The organism is Ruegeria hyattellae (assembly GCF_041537925.1).
In the GTDB taxonomy this organism is placed as follows: Bacteria; Pseudomonadota; Alphaproteobacteria; order Rhodobacterales; family Rhodobacteraceae; genus Ruegeria_C.
The window spans coordinates 114309-128574 of sequence record NZ_JBGOSH010000011.1; the positions used below are offsets into that span (position 1 = coordinate 114309).

12 protein-coding genes are annotated in these 14266 nt (G+C 59.9%); 11 read left to right on the forward strand and 1 reads right to left on the reverse strand.

What is annotated here, in order from left to right:
• Nucleotides 1-3 precede the first annotated feature (3 nt).
• From AB1E33_RS21725 to rplA, 6 genes are all read left to right on the forward strand, one after another.
• Nucleotides 4-2181 (forward strand): heavy metal translocating P-type ATPase, encoded by a 2178-nt coding sequence (locus AB1E33_RS21725; protein ID WP_372579340.1) that lies wholly within the window; start codon nt 4-6, stop codon nt 2179-2181.
• Between the two features lie 3 nt (nt 2182-2184).
• Nucleotides 2185-2343: a cbb3-type cytochrome oxidase assembly protein CcoS gene (gene ccoS, locus AB1E33_RS21730; protein WP_372579341.1), complete on the forward strand. Its 159-nt coding sequence runs from the start codon at nt 2185-2187 to the stop codon at nt 2341-2343.
• 92 nt (nt 2344-2435) lie between these two features.
• On the forward strand, nt 2436-2633 hold the full coding sequence (gene secE / locus AB1E33_RS21735; protein ID WP_306201108.1) for a preprotein translocase subunit SecE: 198 nt from the start codon (nt 2436-2438) through the stop codon (nt 2631-2633).
• Nucleotides 2634-2839: 206 nt separating this feature from the next.
• Entirely contained in the window at nt 2840-3373 is a 534-nt protein-coding gene (gene nusG, locus AB1E33_RS21740; protein WP_372579429.1) for a transcription termination/antitermination protein NusG, read from the forward strand.
• 137 nt (nt 3374-3510) lie between these two features.
• The gene (gene rplK / locus AB1E33_RS21745) at nt 3511-3936 is read left to right on the forward strand and encodes a 50S ribosomal protein L11 (RefSeq protein ID WP_372579342.1); all 426 of its coding nucleotides are present in this window, start codon (nt 3511-3513) and stop codon (nt 3934-3936) included.
• Between the two features lies 1 nt (nt 3937).
• Nucleotides 3938-4636 (forward strand): 50S ribosomal protein L1, encoded by a 699-nt coding sequence (gene rplA / locus AB1E33_RS21750; RefSeq protein WP_372579343.1) that lies wholly within the window; start codon nt 3938-3940, stop codon nt 4634-4636.
• A gap of 96 nt (nt 4637-4732) precedes the next feature.
• Here rplA and AB1E33_RS21755 read toward each other — a convergent pair whose 3' ends face one another.
• A complete protein-coding gene (locus AB1E33_RS21755) occupies nt 4733-5710 on the reverse strand; it encodes a phosphotransferase (protein WP_372579344.1) in 978 nt (325 codons plus the stop codon).
• A gap of 210 nt (nt 5711-5920) precedes the next feature.
• On the opposite strand from AB1E33_RS21755, the gene AB1E33_RS21760 reads away from it, so the two are divergent.
• The 5 genes from AB1E33_RS21760 to rpoB all read left to right on the forward strand — a co-directional run bounded on the left by AB1E33_RS21760 (nt 5921) and on the right by rpoB (nt 14232).
• Entirely contained in the window at nt 5921-6763 is an 843-nt protein-coding gene (locus AB1E33_RS21760; protein ID WP_372579345.1) for a class I SAM-dependent methyltransferase, read from the forward strand.
• 98 nt (nt 6764-6861) lie between these two features.
• Nucleotides 6862-8559 carry an AMP-binding protein gene (locus tag AB1E33_RS21765; RefSeq protein WP_372579346.1) on the forward strand — a complete coding sequence of 566 codons (1698 nt, stop codon included), beginning with the start codon at nt 6862-6864 and terminating at the stop codon, nt 8557-8559.
• Between the two features lie 312 nt (nt 8560-8871).
• A complete protein-coding gene (rplJ, locus tag AB1E33_RS21770; RefSeq protein WP_249709248.1) occupies nt 8872-9390 on the forward strand; it encodes a 50S ribosomal protein L10 in 519 nt (172 codons plus the stop codon).
• An 80-nt stretch (nt 9391-9470) separates the two neighbouring features.
• Nucleotides 9471-9845 carry a 50S ribosomal protein L7/L12 gene (gene rplL / locus AB1E33_RS21775; RefSeq protein WP_249709250.1) on the forward strand — a complete coding sequence of 125 codons (375 nt, stop codon included), beginning with the start codon at nt 9471-9473 and terminating at the stop codon, nt 9843-9845.
• A 250-nt stretch (nt 9846-10095) separates the two neighbouring features.
• On the forward strand, nt 10096-14232 hold the full coding sequence (gene rpoB / locus AB1E33_RS21780; RefSeq protein ID WP_372579347.1) for a DNA-directed RNA polymerase subunit beta: 4137 nt from the start codon (nt 10096-10098) through the stop codon (nt 14230-14232).
• Nucleotides 14233-14266 lie beyond the last annotated feature (34 nt).

Below are 14266 nucleotides of genomic sequence, written 5' to 3' on the forward strand. Positions count from 1 at the left end.
CCCGTGACCGCTCAACTGCGCCAAACAGCTGCTGCTTGCCCGGCTTGTGTCGCCGCTCCGGCGCAGGTGGCCGAGCCTGCGGAGCAAGAGGTCCGGATCGCGCTGTCGTTGCCCGGCATCCATTGTCAGGCCTGTATCGCCAATGTCGAACGCGCGCTGAACGCGGTGCCCGGCGTCGACAGCGCGCGGGTGAACCTGACGCTGAAACGCGCGATGATCGAGGCCGCGCCGGACATGCAGACCGCCTCGTTGATCGAGGTTCTGGAGCAGGCTGGGTATGAGGCGCATGAGCTTGATCCCGGCGCACTATCCGCGACGCAGACCGATCAGGCGGGCCGCGATCTGTTGATGCGGCTGGCGGTAGCCGGGTTCGCCTCGATGAACGTGATGCTGCTTTCGGTGTCGGTCTGGTCCGGGGCCAGTGATGCCACCCGGGACTTGTTCCACTGGATTTCGGCGGCGATCGCGCTGCCCGCGATCGCATTCTCGGGGCAGCCGTTTTTCGTGAACGCCTGGAGCGCGCTGCGGGTGCGGCGGCTGAACATGGACGTGCCCATCGTGCTGGCCATCCTGCTGGCGCTGGCCACGTCGCTCTGGGAAACCTCGCTGAGCGGAGAGCATGCCTATTTCGACGCGGCGCTGACGTTGACCTTCTTCCTGCTGGCGGGCCGTTACCTCGATCATCGAACCCGGGCGGTCGCCTGCTCCGCCGCTGAGGAACTGGCCGCGCTGGAAGTGCATCGCGCGATCCGGTTGACCGAGGCGGGCGAGGTACAGGTTGCGGTGGCCGAACTGACTCCTGGCGATCTGGTGCTGGTACGGCCCGGCGGGCGGATGCCGGTGGATGGCGAGATCACCGAAGGGCGTTCGGAACTGGACCGCTCGCTGCTGACTGGAGAGACGCTGCCGGTCTATGCCGAACCGGGGCTCGCGGTCAGTGCGGGCGAGGTCAACCTGACCGGGCCACTGACTGTGCGCGTCACCGCCGTGGGGCAAGAGACCTCCCTGCACCGCATGGCCGATCTGGTGGCCATCGCCGAATCCGGGCGCTCGCGCTATTCATCACTGGCCGACAGCGCTGCCAAGCTGTATGCGCCCGGCGTGCATATTCTGTCAGCACTCAGCTTTCTGGGCTGGTATGTCTATTCCGGTGATCTGCGTGTTGCGCTCAACATTGCCGCCGCCGTACTGATCATCACCTGCCCTTGCGCGCTGGGTCTTGCAGTGCCTGCGGTGACCACCGCCGCCTCGGGGCGTCTGTTCCGCAAGGGGATGCTGATCAAGCACGCCACGGCGCTTGAGCGGCTTGCAGAGATTGACACGGTGGTGTTTGACAAGACCGGGACGCTGACCGCAGGCACGCCCGAACTCGTGAACCTGGCCGACATTCCTCTGCGCAAGGCGCAGATCGCGCTGGCGCTGGCGCAGGCCTCGTCACATCCGCTTTCAGTGTCGATCGCCGCTGCCGTGGGCAAGGCCGGGATGACGCCTGCCAAGCTCACCGATATTGAAGAGGTGCCGGGCTTTGGCACGCAGGGGATGTTCGAGGGGCAACAGGTTCGGTTGGGCCGCGCCGCGTGGGTCGGGGCAAAACCCGGTGCGCAGACCGCTGCCTGGTTGGCTATCGGCACCGAGGCGCCACTCGCGTTCCTTTTCCATGACGCTCTCCGACCCGGTGCGGTCGAGGCTATGAAAGCGTTGCAGCAGGCGGGCAAGGACGTGCTGCTGATGTCCGGCGACACACAACCCGCTGTTGCGGCTCTAGCCGACCGTCTAGGCATTAAAACCTGGCAGGCCGAGGCGCTGCCCGAGGACAAGGCGCGCCGGGTTCGTGACCTGACCGATCAGGGCAACAAGGTTCTGATGGTGGGCGACGGGCTGAACGATACGGCGGCTTTGGCAGCGGCGCATGTGTCGATCTCACCGGCCTCGGCGCTGGATGCGGCGCGGGTGGCATCGGACATCGTGCTGCTAGGCCATGACCTGTCACCGCTCGCCGATGCCTGCACTATCGCGGTGAAAGCCACGCGGCGCATCCGCGAGAACTTCCGCATCGCGACGGTCTATAACCTGATCGCCGTGCCGCTGGCGGTGGCGGGGCTTGCGACACCTCTTATTGCCGCATTGGCGATGTCGGTTTCTTCGATTACAGTATCGCTCAACGCGCTGCGCCTGAGGTAAGTGATGAATATCCTGACCTATCTAATCCCGATCTCGCTGCTTCTGGGCGGCGTCGGGTTGCTGGGTTTCATCTATACGATGCGCAGCAATCAATATGACGATCCTGAGGGCGACGCGCGCCGTATCCTGAGCGATGAATGGGACGATAACCCGAAACCATGACCTCGCTGCGTGATCCCCTGCATGCAGCCCTTGAAATCGCCGCAATGCCCGGCTATGTCCCGCCCATCCGCTAGCAGAGAGACGTGTGCCACATGGCTATCACTAACCCGATCCAGTTCATCCAGCAGGTCCGCGCCGAGGTTTCCAAGGTCGTTTGGCCGACCCGCCGCGAGGTGCTGCTGACCACGGTGATGGTTTTCATCATGGCGGCCCTGACGGCTGTTTTCTTTGCGCTGGTTGATCTTGGCATCCGCAGCGGGCTGCAGGCCATCCTGGGCGCATTCAACTAAACCGGACCCGGTTTCTTCCCGATCCCTCTTGCGTATCGGGGGTACTCGGAGTAGGTCAGCGCCACCCTTCGGGACGGGCGTGCGGCGATTCGAGTTGCGCGCCGCTTTTTGTTCCGGCGGAAGCGGCTCTGCCGCACAAGAAATTTCAATGTCAGATGCAGTTCGGCAGACGGGCGCATCGCAAGCAGGACAAGGACGGCAAGTTCATGGCGAAACGGTGGTACTCGGTCAGCGTTCTCTCGAATTTCGAGAAGAAGATCGCAGAGCAGATCCGCACCTCGGCCGCCGAGCTTGGGCTTGAGGATGAGATCGACGAGGTTCTGGTGCCCACCGAAGAGGTGATCGAAGTGCGCCGGGGCAAGAAGGTCACGACCGAACGCCGCTTCATGCCCGGTTACGTCCTGGTGCATATGGAAATGTCCGATCAGGGTTATCACCTGGTCAACTCTATCAACCGCGTCACCGGGTTTCTGGGTCCGCAGGGCCGCCCGATGCCGATGCGCGATGCCGAGGTGAACCAGATCCTGAACCGAGTGCAGGAAGGCGAAGATGCGCCGCGCACCCTGATCACCTTTGAGATCGGCGAAAAGGTCAAGGTCAACGACGGCCCGTTCGAGGATTTCGACGGCATGGTCGAAGGCGTTGACGACGACAACCAGAAGCTCAAGGTCACCGTCTCGATCTTTGGTCGGGAAACTCCGGTCGAGCTGGATTTCACGCAGGTCACGAAGCAATCGTGATCTGCTGAACCGGGGATTTCCGCACGGGAAATCCCACACATTCGTGGAAGGCGGTCGTCACGCGTGACGGCACCGGACCACGGGCAACCCTGTCCGGCCATCGCGGTGGTTCGGATGCTTTAAAAGGAGAAAACCAGATGGCCAAGAAGCTTGCTGGTACAATGAAGCTGCAGGTTCCTGCAGGTCAAGCCAACCCCTCTCCGCCGGTTGGTCCGGCGCTGGGTCAGCGCGGCATCAACATCATGGAATTCTGCAAGGCGTTCAACGCCAAGACCGCAGATCTGGAGCCCGGCGCGCCGTGCCCGACCGTGATCACCTACTATCAGGACAAGTCCTTTACCATGGACATCAAGACGCCGCCTGCGTCTTATTACCTGAAGAAGGCCGCCAAGCTGAAATCGGGTGCCAGGAACCCCAGCCGCGAGATCGTCGGCTCCGTCACCTCGAAGCAGGTGCGCGAGATCGCCGAAGCGAAGATGAAGGATCTCAACGCCAACGACATCGAGGGCGCAATGCAGATCATCCTGGGCTCTGCCCGCTCCATGGGCATCGAGGTGAAGTAAGATGGCAAAGCTCGGAAAACGCACCCGCGCAGCGCGCGAAGCAGTGGCTGGCAAGAATAACCTGTCGGTCGAAGAAGCCGTTGCTCTGGTCAAGGCCAATGCAACTTCGAAATTCGACGAAACCGTCGAGATCGCTCTGAACCTGGGCGTTGACACCCGCCACGCAGACCAAATGGTACGCGGCGTGGTCGGTCTGCCCAACGGTACCGGCAAAGCCATGCGCGTTGCCGTGTTCGCACGTGGTCCCAAAGCCGAAGAGGCACAGGCCGCAGGCGCGGACATAGTTGGCGCCGAAGACCTGATGGAGACGATTCAGGGCGGCACCATCGAATTCGATCGCTGCATTGCAACACCGGACATGATGCCGATCGTCGGTCGTCTGGGCAAGGTTCTGGGTCCCCGCAACCTGATGCCGAACCCCAAGGTCGGCACCGTGACCATGGACGTGAAAGCGGCCGTGGAAGCAGCGAAGGGCGGCGAAGTTCAGTTCAAGGCGGAAAAAGGCGGCGTTGTGCATGCCGGTGTCGGCAAAGCGTCCTTCGACGAAGGCAAGCTGGTCGAAAACGTCCGTGCCTTCATCTCGGCTGTGGCCAAAGCCAAGCCAACAGGCGCCAAGGGCACCTACATGAAGAAAATCGCGCTGAGCTCGACCATGGGCCCCGGCGTGACCCTCGACGTGGCAAGCGCCTCGGGCGAATAAGCCAAGGCCCTCGGGCCAGAAGATCAGACCCCGGGGTGCGCGAACCGCGCCCCGGGTTTTTTATGCGCGCCTGCATGACCTGCTGGCCAGTCTGGGTCAATCCACGGTGACGGGCTCGGTAAGTGCCCGCCGCAGCCGGTGTTGCAGGTGTCGGGATTTTTGTGCCTCGAACTCGGTTGGATTGTAGTCCTCACCCGATATTTCCAGCCAGTCTTTCAGCAGCCTTCCCCGGATGCAGAAATCCAGTATGTCCATATCGATTGGGTGGCGGTAGAGTCGAAAGAACATCTCTTTGTTTTTCCTGAGGATACCGCTGCGGTCCAGATCTTGTCCGGTATCATCGCGGAACACATCCGCCTTCAGGAAATCGACAATGTCATAGACCGCCAGTTTCTCGATCACTTCGGTGAAATCCAACCCGAAAACCGTGCCCTGGCCGAGGATTAGGTTCAACCCGTGAAAATCGCCATGTGAAAAGACGCGCAGATCGGGTTGGCTACGCAGCCGCCCGGCATCGGCGCGCATGATGTTCATCATCATCCGACAGTCCTGCGCGATATCGGGCCGGGCGGTTTTGGCCAGTTCCCGGGTGCTTTCCATCATCCATTGCGGCCAGAACGGTATATGTGTGGGGGTGCGAAAGCGGTGCAGGTCATGCAGCCAGGACCCGGCCCGGCGATAGACCTGCGCGACCTTGCCGTCATCAGGGGAGTCATAAATCAGATCAACCGCCGTGGGCCGGTCGATGAACACGGTGACGAAAAAGGCGTGTCCCGGCGAGTAATACACCGGGCGCACGACCTGTGAGGTTTCATTGCCCTGAAAATAGGTGTGCAGGTCCTGCAGGACTCCAAACTCTGCCTTCAGTCGCCCGGTCAGGGGCGACTCGGAGTCGATCTTCAGCGCGTAGGACTCATCGGCGGTGCTGACCCGCATGACGAGACGCGTCTGGGGAAAATTGCTTGAGCGATAGATGCAGTCGAAGGTCGGGCTGGCACCGCCAAGGCAGGCCCTTGCGAACTCGTCCACATAGGTCGACGCAAGCTGCGTTTCATGTTGGGAAAGGGTCAGCATTTGTGATCTGTGGTGCTACTGTGGGTCAGGGAGGGCGCGCCGCTGGCTGCACGACCAGCGCCCGGGCAAATGGACAGGACAGTTTGCATGATGTCAACGGCAGCCAATGGACGGTTGGGACCTAATGCGCGCCTGACGGGTTTCGGTCGCTTCCGAAGCGGTGCAGGATGGGGGCAGACATGCATCGCGAGCAGACCATCGGAGTACCAAATGAGCAAAGATACCCATCTGGCAGAAGTACGTACCTTCTATGACAGCCATCCGATCAGCCTGCCGCAAATCCTGGAAAAACTGGAGCGGGACGGTGTGGATTTGGACACCCTGACCGAAGAGACACTTCAGGCCTATGATCAGGACCACTATTCGGGAGTTGCGGCAAATGACGCTCTGGCCAAGCGGGCGGGCCTCACGGAGAGCGATCATGTGCTGGATATCTGCTGCGGGTTGGGCGGGCCGGCGCGGTATCTTGCCCGCAACTACGGGTGCCGGGTGACCGGAGTCGATCTGACCGCCAGCCGGATCGAGGGCGCGAAACGGCTGACCCGGATGACAGGGCAGGCGGATCGCGTGACATTCCATTGCGCCGACGCGATGAATTCGCCTTTTCCGGATGATGAATTCGATGTGGCCATCAGTCAGGAAGCGTTCTGCCATATACCCGACAAGGGTCAGGTCCTGAGCGAGACCGCGCGGGTTCTCAAATCGGGCGGCAGGCTGGCATTTACCGATATCGTTGCCACTGAAGCGACCTCGGGCGAGAGCCGAGAGCGGCTGGAAAGGGAGCTGGCCTTTGCAGGGCTGTGCACGATCCCCGAATATTGCCAGCGGCTTGAGCGGGCCGGCTTCACAGTGAGGCAGGCGGATGATCTGGGTGAGATCTGGCGCGATATTCTGATCGAGCGCCTTGCGATGTACCGCAGCCTGAAAGACCAGACGGTAGACCGTTTCGGTCTGGCGCATTTCGAAAGCTGGGACAGCGCCTATGCTTTCTTTGTCGGACAGTACAAAATCGGCGGTTTGAGCGGTGTGCGGCTACTGGCCACTCGGCGCTGAGCGCCCGTCCTCGTCTGTTTGGTTTGTAAGATTGCGCGATTTTTGTAGGGTGATTGCCAAGCGCATTGTCAAGCAACGGTTTTTTAGAGGGGTCAGATATGCAGAAGCCATGGGAAAAACACTATTCACAGGCGGCTCTGACATTCGATCCGGCCAGCACCGAGAACCGGACCCTTGCACAGTTGTTCAGGGCGGCCAGCCGATCCTATGGTGATCGTCCTGCGCTGACGACGATCCTACCGACCGGGTCGGAGACCACGATCACCTATGCCGAACTGGACGCGCTGTCGGATCATTTCGCGGGCTTTCTACGCGAAGATCTTGGGATTGCGGCTGGCGAAACGGTCGCATTGATGGCCCCCAACTGCATCGGGTTTTGCGTGGCATCCTTAGGCATCGCAAAGGCCGGGTGTGTCAGTACCAATGTCAATCCGCTTTATACCGCGCAGGAGCTTGAACATCAGCTGACCGACAGCAACGCAACCGTCCTGGTGATTATCGATCTGTTCGGCGACAAGGTCGACCAGGTGATCGGGCAAACGGGTGTCAAACATGTGATCACTCTGTCGCTGGTCGATTTTTTTCCGGCGCTCAAGAAAGCTTTGCTTGGTTTCGTGTTGAAACGAGTGCGAAAGGTGATCCCACACATGTTGACTCCGCATGTCACGATGTCTGAGGCGCTGGCCCGGGGCCGCAAATCCGTTCAGGGCAAGGACGTAGCTGTCTATTCTGATCACGTTGAGCCAACAGATACGGCCTTGTTTCAATACACCAGCGGTACGACCGGGCGCAGCAAAGGTGCCGAGTTGTCCCATGAAGCCGTTGTGCTGAATGCCCATCAAGCGTTTCTGATGACTGAGAGTGAGTTGGGAGACAGTGGTGAAACCGCCTTTGTGGTGCTGCCGCTTTATCATATCACCGCGTATGTGCTGATCTTCGTCGCAGCGTTGAAAATCGGTGGTCACGGGGTGCTGGTGCCCAGCCCGCGCCCGATTTCGAACCTAAAAACGGCGTTTGAGAAATACAATCCCACGTGGTTCACCGGGATCAACACTTTGTTTGCCGCCATGATGGTCGAGCCCTGGTTCGACAGAAGGATGTTTGAAAACATACGTTTCTGCGCATCGGGCGGCGCCGCGCAGCAGGTCGGCGTGGCCACCAAATGGCAGGATCAGACCGGCATCCCTATCCATCAGGGCTATGGGATGACCGAAATCGCCGGTGTTCTCACGCTGAACCCACCGTCCAATAACCGCTTGGGCAAAGTCGGCATTCCGGTGCCGGGGGCAGAAGTTCGCATAGTGGATGAGAACGGCAATGATGTGCCGCTGGGCGAACCGGGAGAGGTGATTGCGCGCAGCCCGACGCTGATGACCGGATATCTGAACCGCCCGGATGCCACGGCCGAGACACTACGCGACGGTTGGCTCTATTCCGGTGACATCGGTGTCATGGATGAAGACGGCTTCCTTGAAATCGTTGACCGCAAGAAGGACATGATCCTCGTCTCCGGCTTTAACGTCTCGCCAAACGAGATCGAGGATGTCATTTCAACGGTGCCGGGTGTGGTTCAGGTCGGTGTTATCGGAATCCCGGACGAGAAATCCGCCGAAGTTCCCGCCGCTTTTGTTGTTCGTGCCGATAAGAGCGTAACCGAGGATGCGATACTTGCTGCCTGTCGCGCTGGGCTGACCAATTACAAGATCCCGAAGCGGGTCAATTTTGTCGATGAAGTGCCCGTGACATTGTCCGGCAAAGTGCTGCGGCGAAAGTTGAGAGAAGATTACCTAAAGTAACCTGCAGACCCCGTGCCGAAGTGGGTGAATCTGTCACTTTACCTCTTGGAAACCCCGCCACTCTGGCCTAAATAGGGCTGCGGAATAAAGCGTGCGATTCGTCGTGCGCTTTATTTTGTTTCGTCCAAGACGGTGGGTGACCCTGCAAGGGGTCTTAATTTCCTGCCTGAGACGGGTAAAGACCAATGAGATCGAGGGCGTGACCTTCGGGCGAATTTTGGCTCAACCCCGTAACAACGGACCTGAACGCCGGGGCCCTGGCCGCGGCAAATATGAGCCGGGATGTCTGACATCCCTAACTTGGAGAGAACTGTGGATAGAGCCCAGAAAGAGAAAGTGGTCGAGGAACTCGGCCAGATCTTCGAAAGCTCTGGCGTCGTTGTGGTTGCCCACTACGTCGGTCTGACAGTTGCTGAAATGCAGGATCTGCGCGCGCGTGCACGCGAGGCGGGTGGATCTGTGCGTGTTGCCAAAAACAGGCTCGCCAAAATCGCCCTTGAGGGTAAGCCGTGTGAAAGCATCGCTGACCTGCTGACAGGGATGACTGTTCTGACCTATTCCGAGGACCCCGTGGCAGCAGCCAAGGTGGCCGAGGACTTCGCCAAGGAGAACAAGAAGTTCGCAATCCTTGGCGGTTCGATGGGTGAGAACGCTCTGGACCGTGCCGGCGTCGAAGCCGTGTCGAAAATGCCGTCGCGCGAGGAGCTTATTGCTACCATCGCGGGCATGATCGGCGCACCTGCTTCGAACATCGCTGGCGCAATTGGCGCACCTGCAAGCAACATCGCAAGCATCCTTTCGACCATCGAAGAGAAGGCGGAAGCTGCGTAAGCGGTTGGCACTGAATGACCGGCGTGGGGTGAGCACCCTGACGTTGGAACACACACTGAAAAACGGAAAGAGCTGATACAATGGCTGATCTGAAAGCACTCGCAGAAAGCATCGTGGGTCTGACCCTGCTGGAAGCACAAGAACTGAAAACCATCCTCAAGGACGAGTACGGCATCGAGCCCGCCGCTGGCGGTGCAGTTGTCATGGCTGGCCCTGCTGACGCCGGTGGCGCAGCCGAGGAAGAAAAGACCGAATTCGACGTCGTTCTGAAGAACGCCGGCGCTTCGAAAATCAACGTGATCAAAGAAGTCCGCGCACTGACCGGTCTTGGCCTGAAAGAAGCCAAGGAACTGGTCGAAGCGGGTGGCAAGATCAAAGAAGCTGTGTCGAAAGACGAAGCTGAAGAAGTCAAAGGCAAGCTGGAAGCAGCTGGCGCCGAAGTCGAAGTGGCCTAAGCCATTCGGCAGGCGCATCAATGATGTGCCGCATAATTTGGCTGGGCCCGGAGAAATCCGGGTCCAGCCGAACCTGTCTTAGAAAGGGCTTTGCCCGATAGAGCGCTTTCTAAGGCAGGGTTTTCGGATCGGGAGGCCGCCACTCGGGACGGTGGCCATGAATTGATCCGGACCTGCTGTCTCGTAGGGGCAAGCTGCCGGGGCCCGACGGCAGTCTTGACCGCTGAGAACCTGAAAGGTGACATCTGACATGGCTCAAACGTTCCTTGGCCAGAAACGTCTTCGTAAATATTACGGCAAAATCCGCGAAGTTCTGGATATGCCGAACCTCATTGAGGTCCAGAAATCTTCCTATGATCTCTTCCTGCGCTCCGGCGATTCCGACCTGCCGCTTGACGGCGAAGGCATCAAGGGCGTGTTCCAGTCGGTCTTCCCGATCAAGGACTTCAACGAAACCTCCGTTCTGGAGTTCGTAAAATACGATCTGGAACGTCCCAAATACGACGTCGAAGAGTGCATGCAGCGCGACATGACCTACAGCGCGCCGCTGAAGGTCACCCTGCGCCTAATCGTGTTCGATGTCGACGAGGATACCGGTGCCAAGTCGGTCAAGGACATCAAGGAACAGGATGTCTTCATGGGCGACATGCCCCTGATGACCCCGAACGGCACCTTCATCGTGAACGGCACCGAGCGGGTGATCGTCAGCCAGATGCATCGCTCGCCCGGTGTGTTCTTTGACCATGACAAGGGCAAAACCCATTCTTCGGGCAAACTGCTCTTTGCCTGTCGCATCATCCCGTATCGCGGCAGCTGGCTGGATTTCGAGTTCGACGCCAAAGATATCGTCTTTGCCCGTATCGACCGTCGCCGCAAACTGCCGGTGACAACCCTGCTTTATGCGCTGGGTCTCGATCAGGAAGGCATCATGGATGCCTATTACAACACCGTGCCGTTCAAGCTGGAGAAGAAGAAAGGTTGGGTCACCCCGTTCTTCCCCGAGCGTGTGCGCGGCACCCGCCCGACCTATGATCTGGTCGACGCGAAATCCGGCGAAGTGATTGCCGAAGCGAGCAAGAAGGTCACCCCGCGCGCTGTCAAGAAGCTGATCGAAGAGGGCGCGGTCACCGATCTGCTAGTGCCGTTCGACCATATCGTGGGCAAGTTCGTCTCCAAGGATATCATCAACGAAGAAACGGGCGCGATCTATGTCGAAGCCGGTGATGAGTTGACGCTGGAATATGACAAGGACGGCGAACTCATCGGCGGCACTGTCAAGGACCTGATCGATGCGGGCATCACCGACATTCCGGTTTTGGACATCGACAACATCAATGTCGGCCCCTACATGCGCAACACCATGGCGGCAGACAAGAACATGGGCCGCGATACCGCGCTTATGGATATCTACCGCGTGATGCGCCCGGGCGAGCCACCCACCGTCGAAGCGGCCTCGGCGCTCTTCGACACGCTGTTCTTCGACAGCGAGCGCTACGACCTGTCCGCCGTTGGCCGGGTCAAGATGAACATGCGTTTGGCGCTGGATGCCGAAGACACGCAGCGTACCCTGCGCAAGGAAGACATCATCGCCTGTATCAAGGCGCTGGTGGAACTGCGTGATGGCAAGGGCGACGTGGACGATATTGACCACCTCGGCAACCGCCGTGTGCGTTCGGTCGGCGAGCTGATGGAAAACCAGTACCGCGTTGGCCTGCTGCGGATGGAACGCGCGATCAAGGAACGCATGTCCAGCGTTGAGATCGACACTGTCATGCCACAGGATCTGATCAACGCGAAACCTGCTGCCGCTGCCGTGCGCGAATTCTTCGGCTCCTCGCAGCTGTCGCAGTTCATGGACCAGACCAACCCGCTGTCCGAAGTGACCCACAAACGCCGCCTCTCGGCACTTGGCCCCGGCGGTCTGACCCGCGAGCGTGCGGGCTTTGAGGTCCGCGACGTGCACCCGACCCACTATGGCCGGATGTGCCCGATTGAAACGCCTGAAGGCCCGAACATCGGTCTGATCAACTCGCTGGCGACCTTTGCCCGCGTGAATAAATACGGCTTTATCGAAACGCCCTACCGTGTCGTGACAGAAGGCAAAGTGACCGACGAGGTTCACTATATGTCAGCGACCGAGGAAATGCGTCACACCGTGGCGCAGGCCAACGCGACGCTGGACGGTGAGGGCCGGTTCATCAACGAGATGGTCAACACCCGTCAGTCCGGCGACTATACGCTCGCGCCTGTCGATGCTGTCGACCTGATTGACGTCAGCCCGAAACAGCTGGTCTCGGTCGCGGCCTCGCTGATCCCGTTCCTTGAAAACGATGACGCCAACCGCGCTCTGATGGGCTCGAACATGCAGCGTCAGGCGGTCCCGCTTCTGCGGGCTGAGGCGCCGCTGGTCGGCACCGGGATCGAAGAAGTCGTGGCGCGCGATTCTGGTGCTGCGATCATGGCGAAACGCGCCGGCATCATCGACCAGGTCGACGCCCAGCGGATCGTGATCCGGGCAACCGAGGATCTGGAATTGGGCGACGCCGGTGTGGACATCTACCGGATGCGCAAATTCCAGCGCTCGAACCAGAACACCTGCATCAACCAGCGCCCGCTGGTGAAGGTGGGTCAGACCGTTCAGAAGGGCGAAGTGCTGGCCGATGGTCCGTCCACCGATATGGGGGAACTGGCGCTCGGCAAGAACGTCGTCGTCGCCTTCATGCCGTGGAATGGCTACAACTACGAAGACTCGATCCTGATCTCTGAGCGTATCGCGCGCGATGACGTCTTTACCTCGGTCCATATCGAGGAATTCGAGGTCGCGGCCCGTGACACCAAGCTGGGCCCCGAAGAGATCACCCGCGACATCCCGAATGTCGGTGAAGAGGCGCTGCGCAACCTCGACGAGGCGGGCATCGTTTACATCGGCGCGGATGTTGAGCCGGGCGATATTCTGGTCGGCAAGATCACTCCGAAGGGCGAAAGCCCGATGACACCGGAAGAAAAGCTGCTGCGCGCCATCTTTGGCGAGAAAGCATCCGACGTGCGTGACACAAGCTTGCGCGTCAAACCGGGCGATTTCGGAACCGTGGTCGAGGTGCGTGTCTTCAACCGTCACGGCGTCGAGAAAGATGAACGTGCGCTGCAGATCGAGCGTGAGGAAGTCGAGCGTCTGGCCCGTGACCGGGATGACGAACTCGCCATCCTCGACCGCAACATCTATGCACGCCTGAAGTCGATGATCCTGGGCAAAAAAGCCGTCAAAGGTCCGAAAGGCGTCAAGGCAGGCTCTGAGATTAACGAGGATCTGCTGGATACCCTGACCCGTGGTCAGTGGTGGCAGCTGGCGCTTGAGGACGAGCGGGACGCACAGGTCGTCGAGGCTCTGAACGAGCAGTACGAAGTGCAGAAGCGTGCTCTGGACGCGCGGTTCGAAGACAAGGTCGAGAAGGTTCGCCGTGGCGACGACCTGCCGCCGGGTGTGATGAAGATGGTCAAGGTCTTCATCGCTGTGAAGCGCAAGCTGCAGCCGGGCGACAAGATGGCTGGTCGTCACGGGAACAAAGGTGTGATTTCCAAGGTTGTTCCGATGGAAGACATGCCGTTCCTGGCCGATGGTACTCCGGTTGACTTCTGTCTGAACCCATTGGGTGTTCCGTCGCGGATGAACGTTGGTCAGATCCTTGAAACCCATATGGGTTGGGCTGCGCGTGGTCTGGGTGTGAATATCGACGAGGCTCTGGGTGAATACCGCCGCTCCGGCGATCTGACTCCGGTGCGCGAGGCGATGAAGCTCGCATATGGCGAGGATGTCTATGAAGAAGGCATTTCGGTCATGGACGAGGTTGATCTGGTCGAGGCGGCAGACAATGTCACCAACGGCGTCCCGATCGCGACCCCGGTCTTTGACGGCGCCAAAGAGGCCGACGTCAACGACGCGCTGATGCGCTCGGGCTTTGACACATCCGGCCAGTCGGTGCTGTTCGACGGTCGGACAGGCGAGCAATTCGCGCGCCCCGTCACCGTGGGCATCAAGTACCTGCTGAAACTGCACCACCTTGTGGATGACAAGATCCACGCGCGTTCGACCGGGCCCTACAGCCTCGTCACCCAGCAGCCGCTGGGCGGTAAGGCGCAGTTCGGTGGTCAGCGCTTTGGTGAGATGGAGGTCTGGGCTCTGGAAGCTTACGGCGCCGCCTACACCCTGCAGGAGATGCTGACGGTGAAGTCGGATGACGTGGCGGGCCGGACCAAGGTCTACGAGTCGATCGTCAAGGGCGAGGACAACTTCGAAGCGGGCGTTCCCGAGAGCTTCAACGTTCTTGTGAAAGAAGTCCGCGGCCTCGGCCTGAACATGGAACTCCTGGATGCGGAAGAGACCGAGTGAGGGCTGTTACCCTCACTCCAATCAACCCTTCCGC

What these genes read in the sequence shown, in the direction of transcription:
- ccoS (WP_372579341.1), top strand. Translation starts at nt 2,185, where the DNA reads ATGAATATCCTGACCTATCTAATCCCGATCTCGCTGCTTCTGGGCGGC.
- secE (WP_306201108.1), top strand. Translation starts at nt 2,436, where the DNA reads ATGGCTATCACTAACCCGATCCAGTTCATCCAGCAGGTCCGCGCCGAG.
- nusG (WP_372579429.1), top strand. Translation starts at nt 2,840, where the DNA reads ATGGCGAAACGGTGGTACTCGGTCAGCGTTCTCTCGAATTTCGAGAAG.
- rplK (WP_372579342.1), top strand. Translation starts at nt 3,511, where the DNA reads ATGGCCAAGAAGCTTGCTGGTACAATGAAGCTGCAGGTTCCTGCAGGT.
- rplA (WP_372579343.1), top strand. Translation starts at nt 3,938, where the DNA reads ATGGCAAAGCTCGGAAAACGCACCCGCGCAGCGCGCGAAGCAGTGGCT.
- AB1E33_RS21755 (WP_372579344.1), bottom strand. Translation starts at nt 5,710, where the DNA reads ATGCTGACCCTTTCCCAACATGAAACGCAGCTTGCGTCGACCTATGTG.
- AB1E33_RS21760 (WP_372579345.1), top strand. Translation starts at nt 5,921, where the DNA reads ATGAGCAAAGATACCCATCTGGCAGAAGTACGTACCTTCTATGACAGC.
- AB1E33_RS21765 (WP_372579346.1), top strand. Translation starts at nt 6,862, where the DNA reads ATGCAGAAGCCATGGGAAAAACACTATTCACAGGCGGCTCTGACATTC.
- rplL (WP_249709250.1), top strand. Translation starts at nt 9,471, where the DNA reads ATGGCTGATCTGAAAGCACTCGCAGAAAGCATCGTGGGTCTGACCCTG.
- rpoB (WP_372579347.1), top strand. Translation starts at nt 10,096, where the DNA reads ATGGCTCAAACGTTCCTTGGCCAGAAACGTCTTCGTAAATATTACGGC.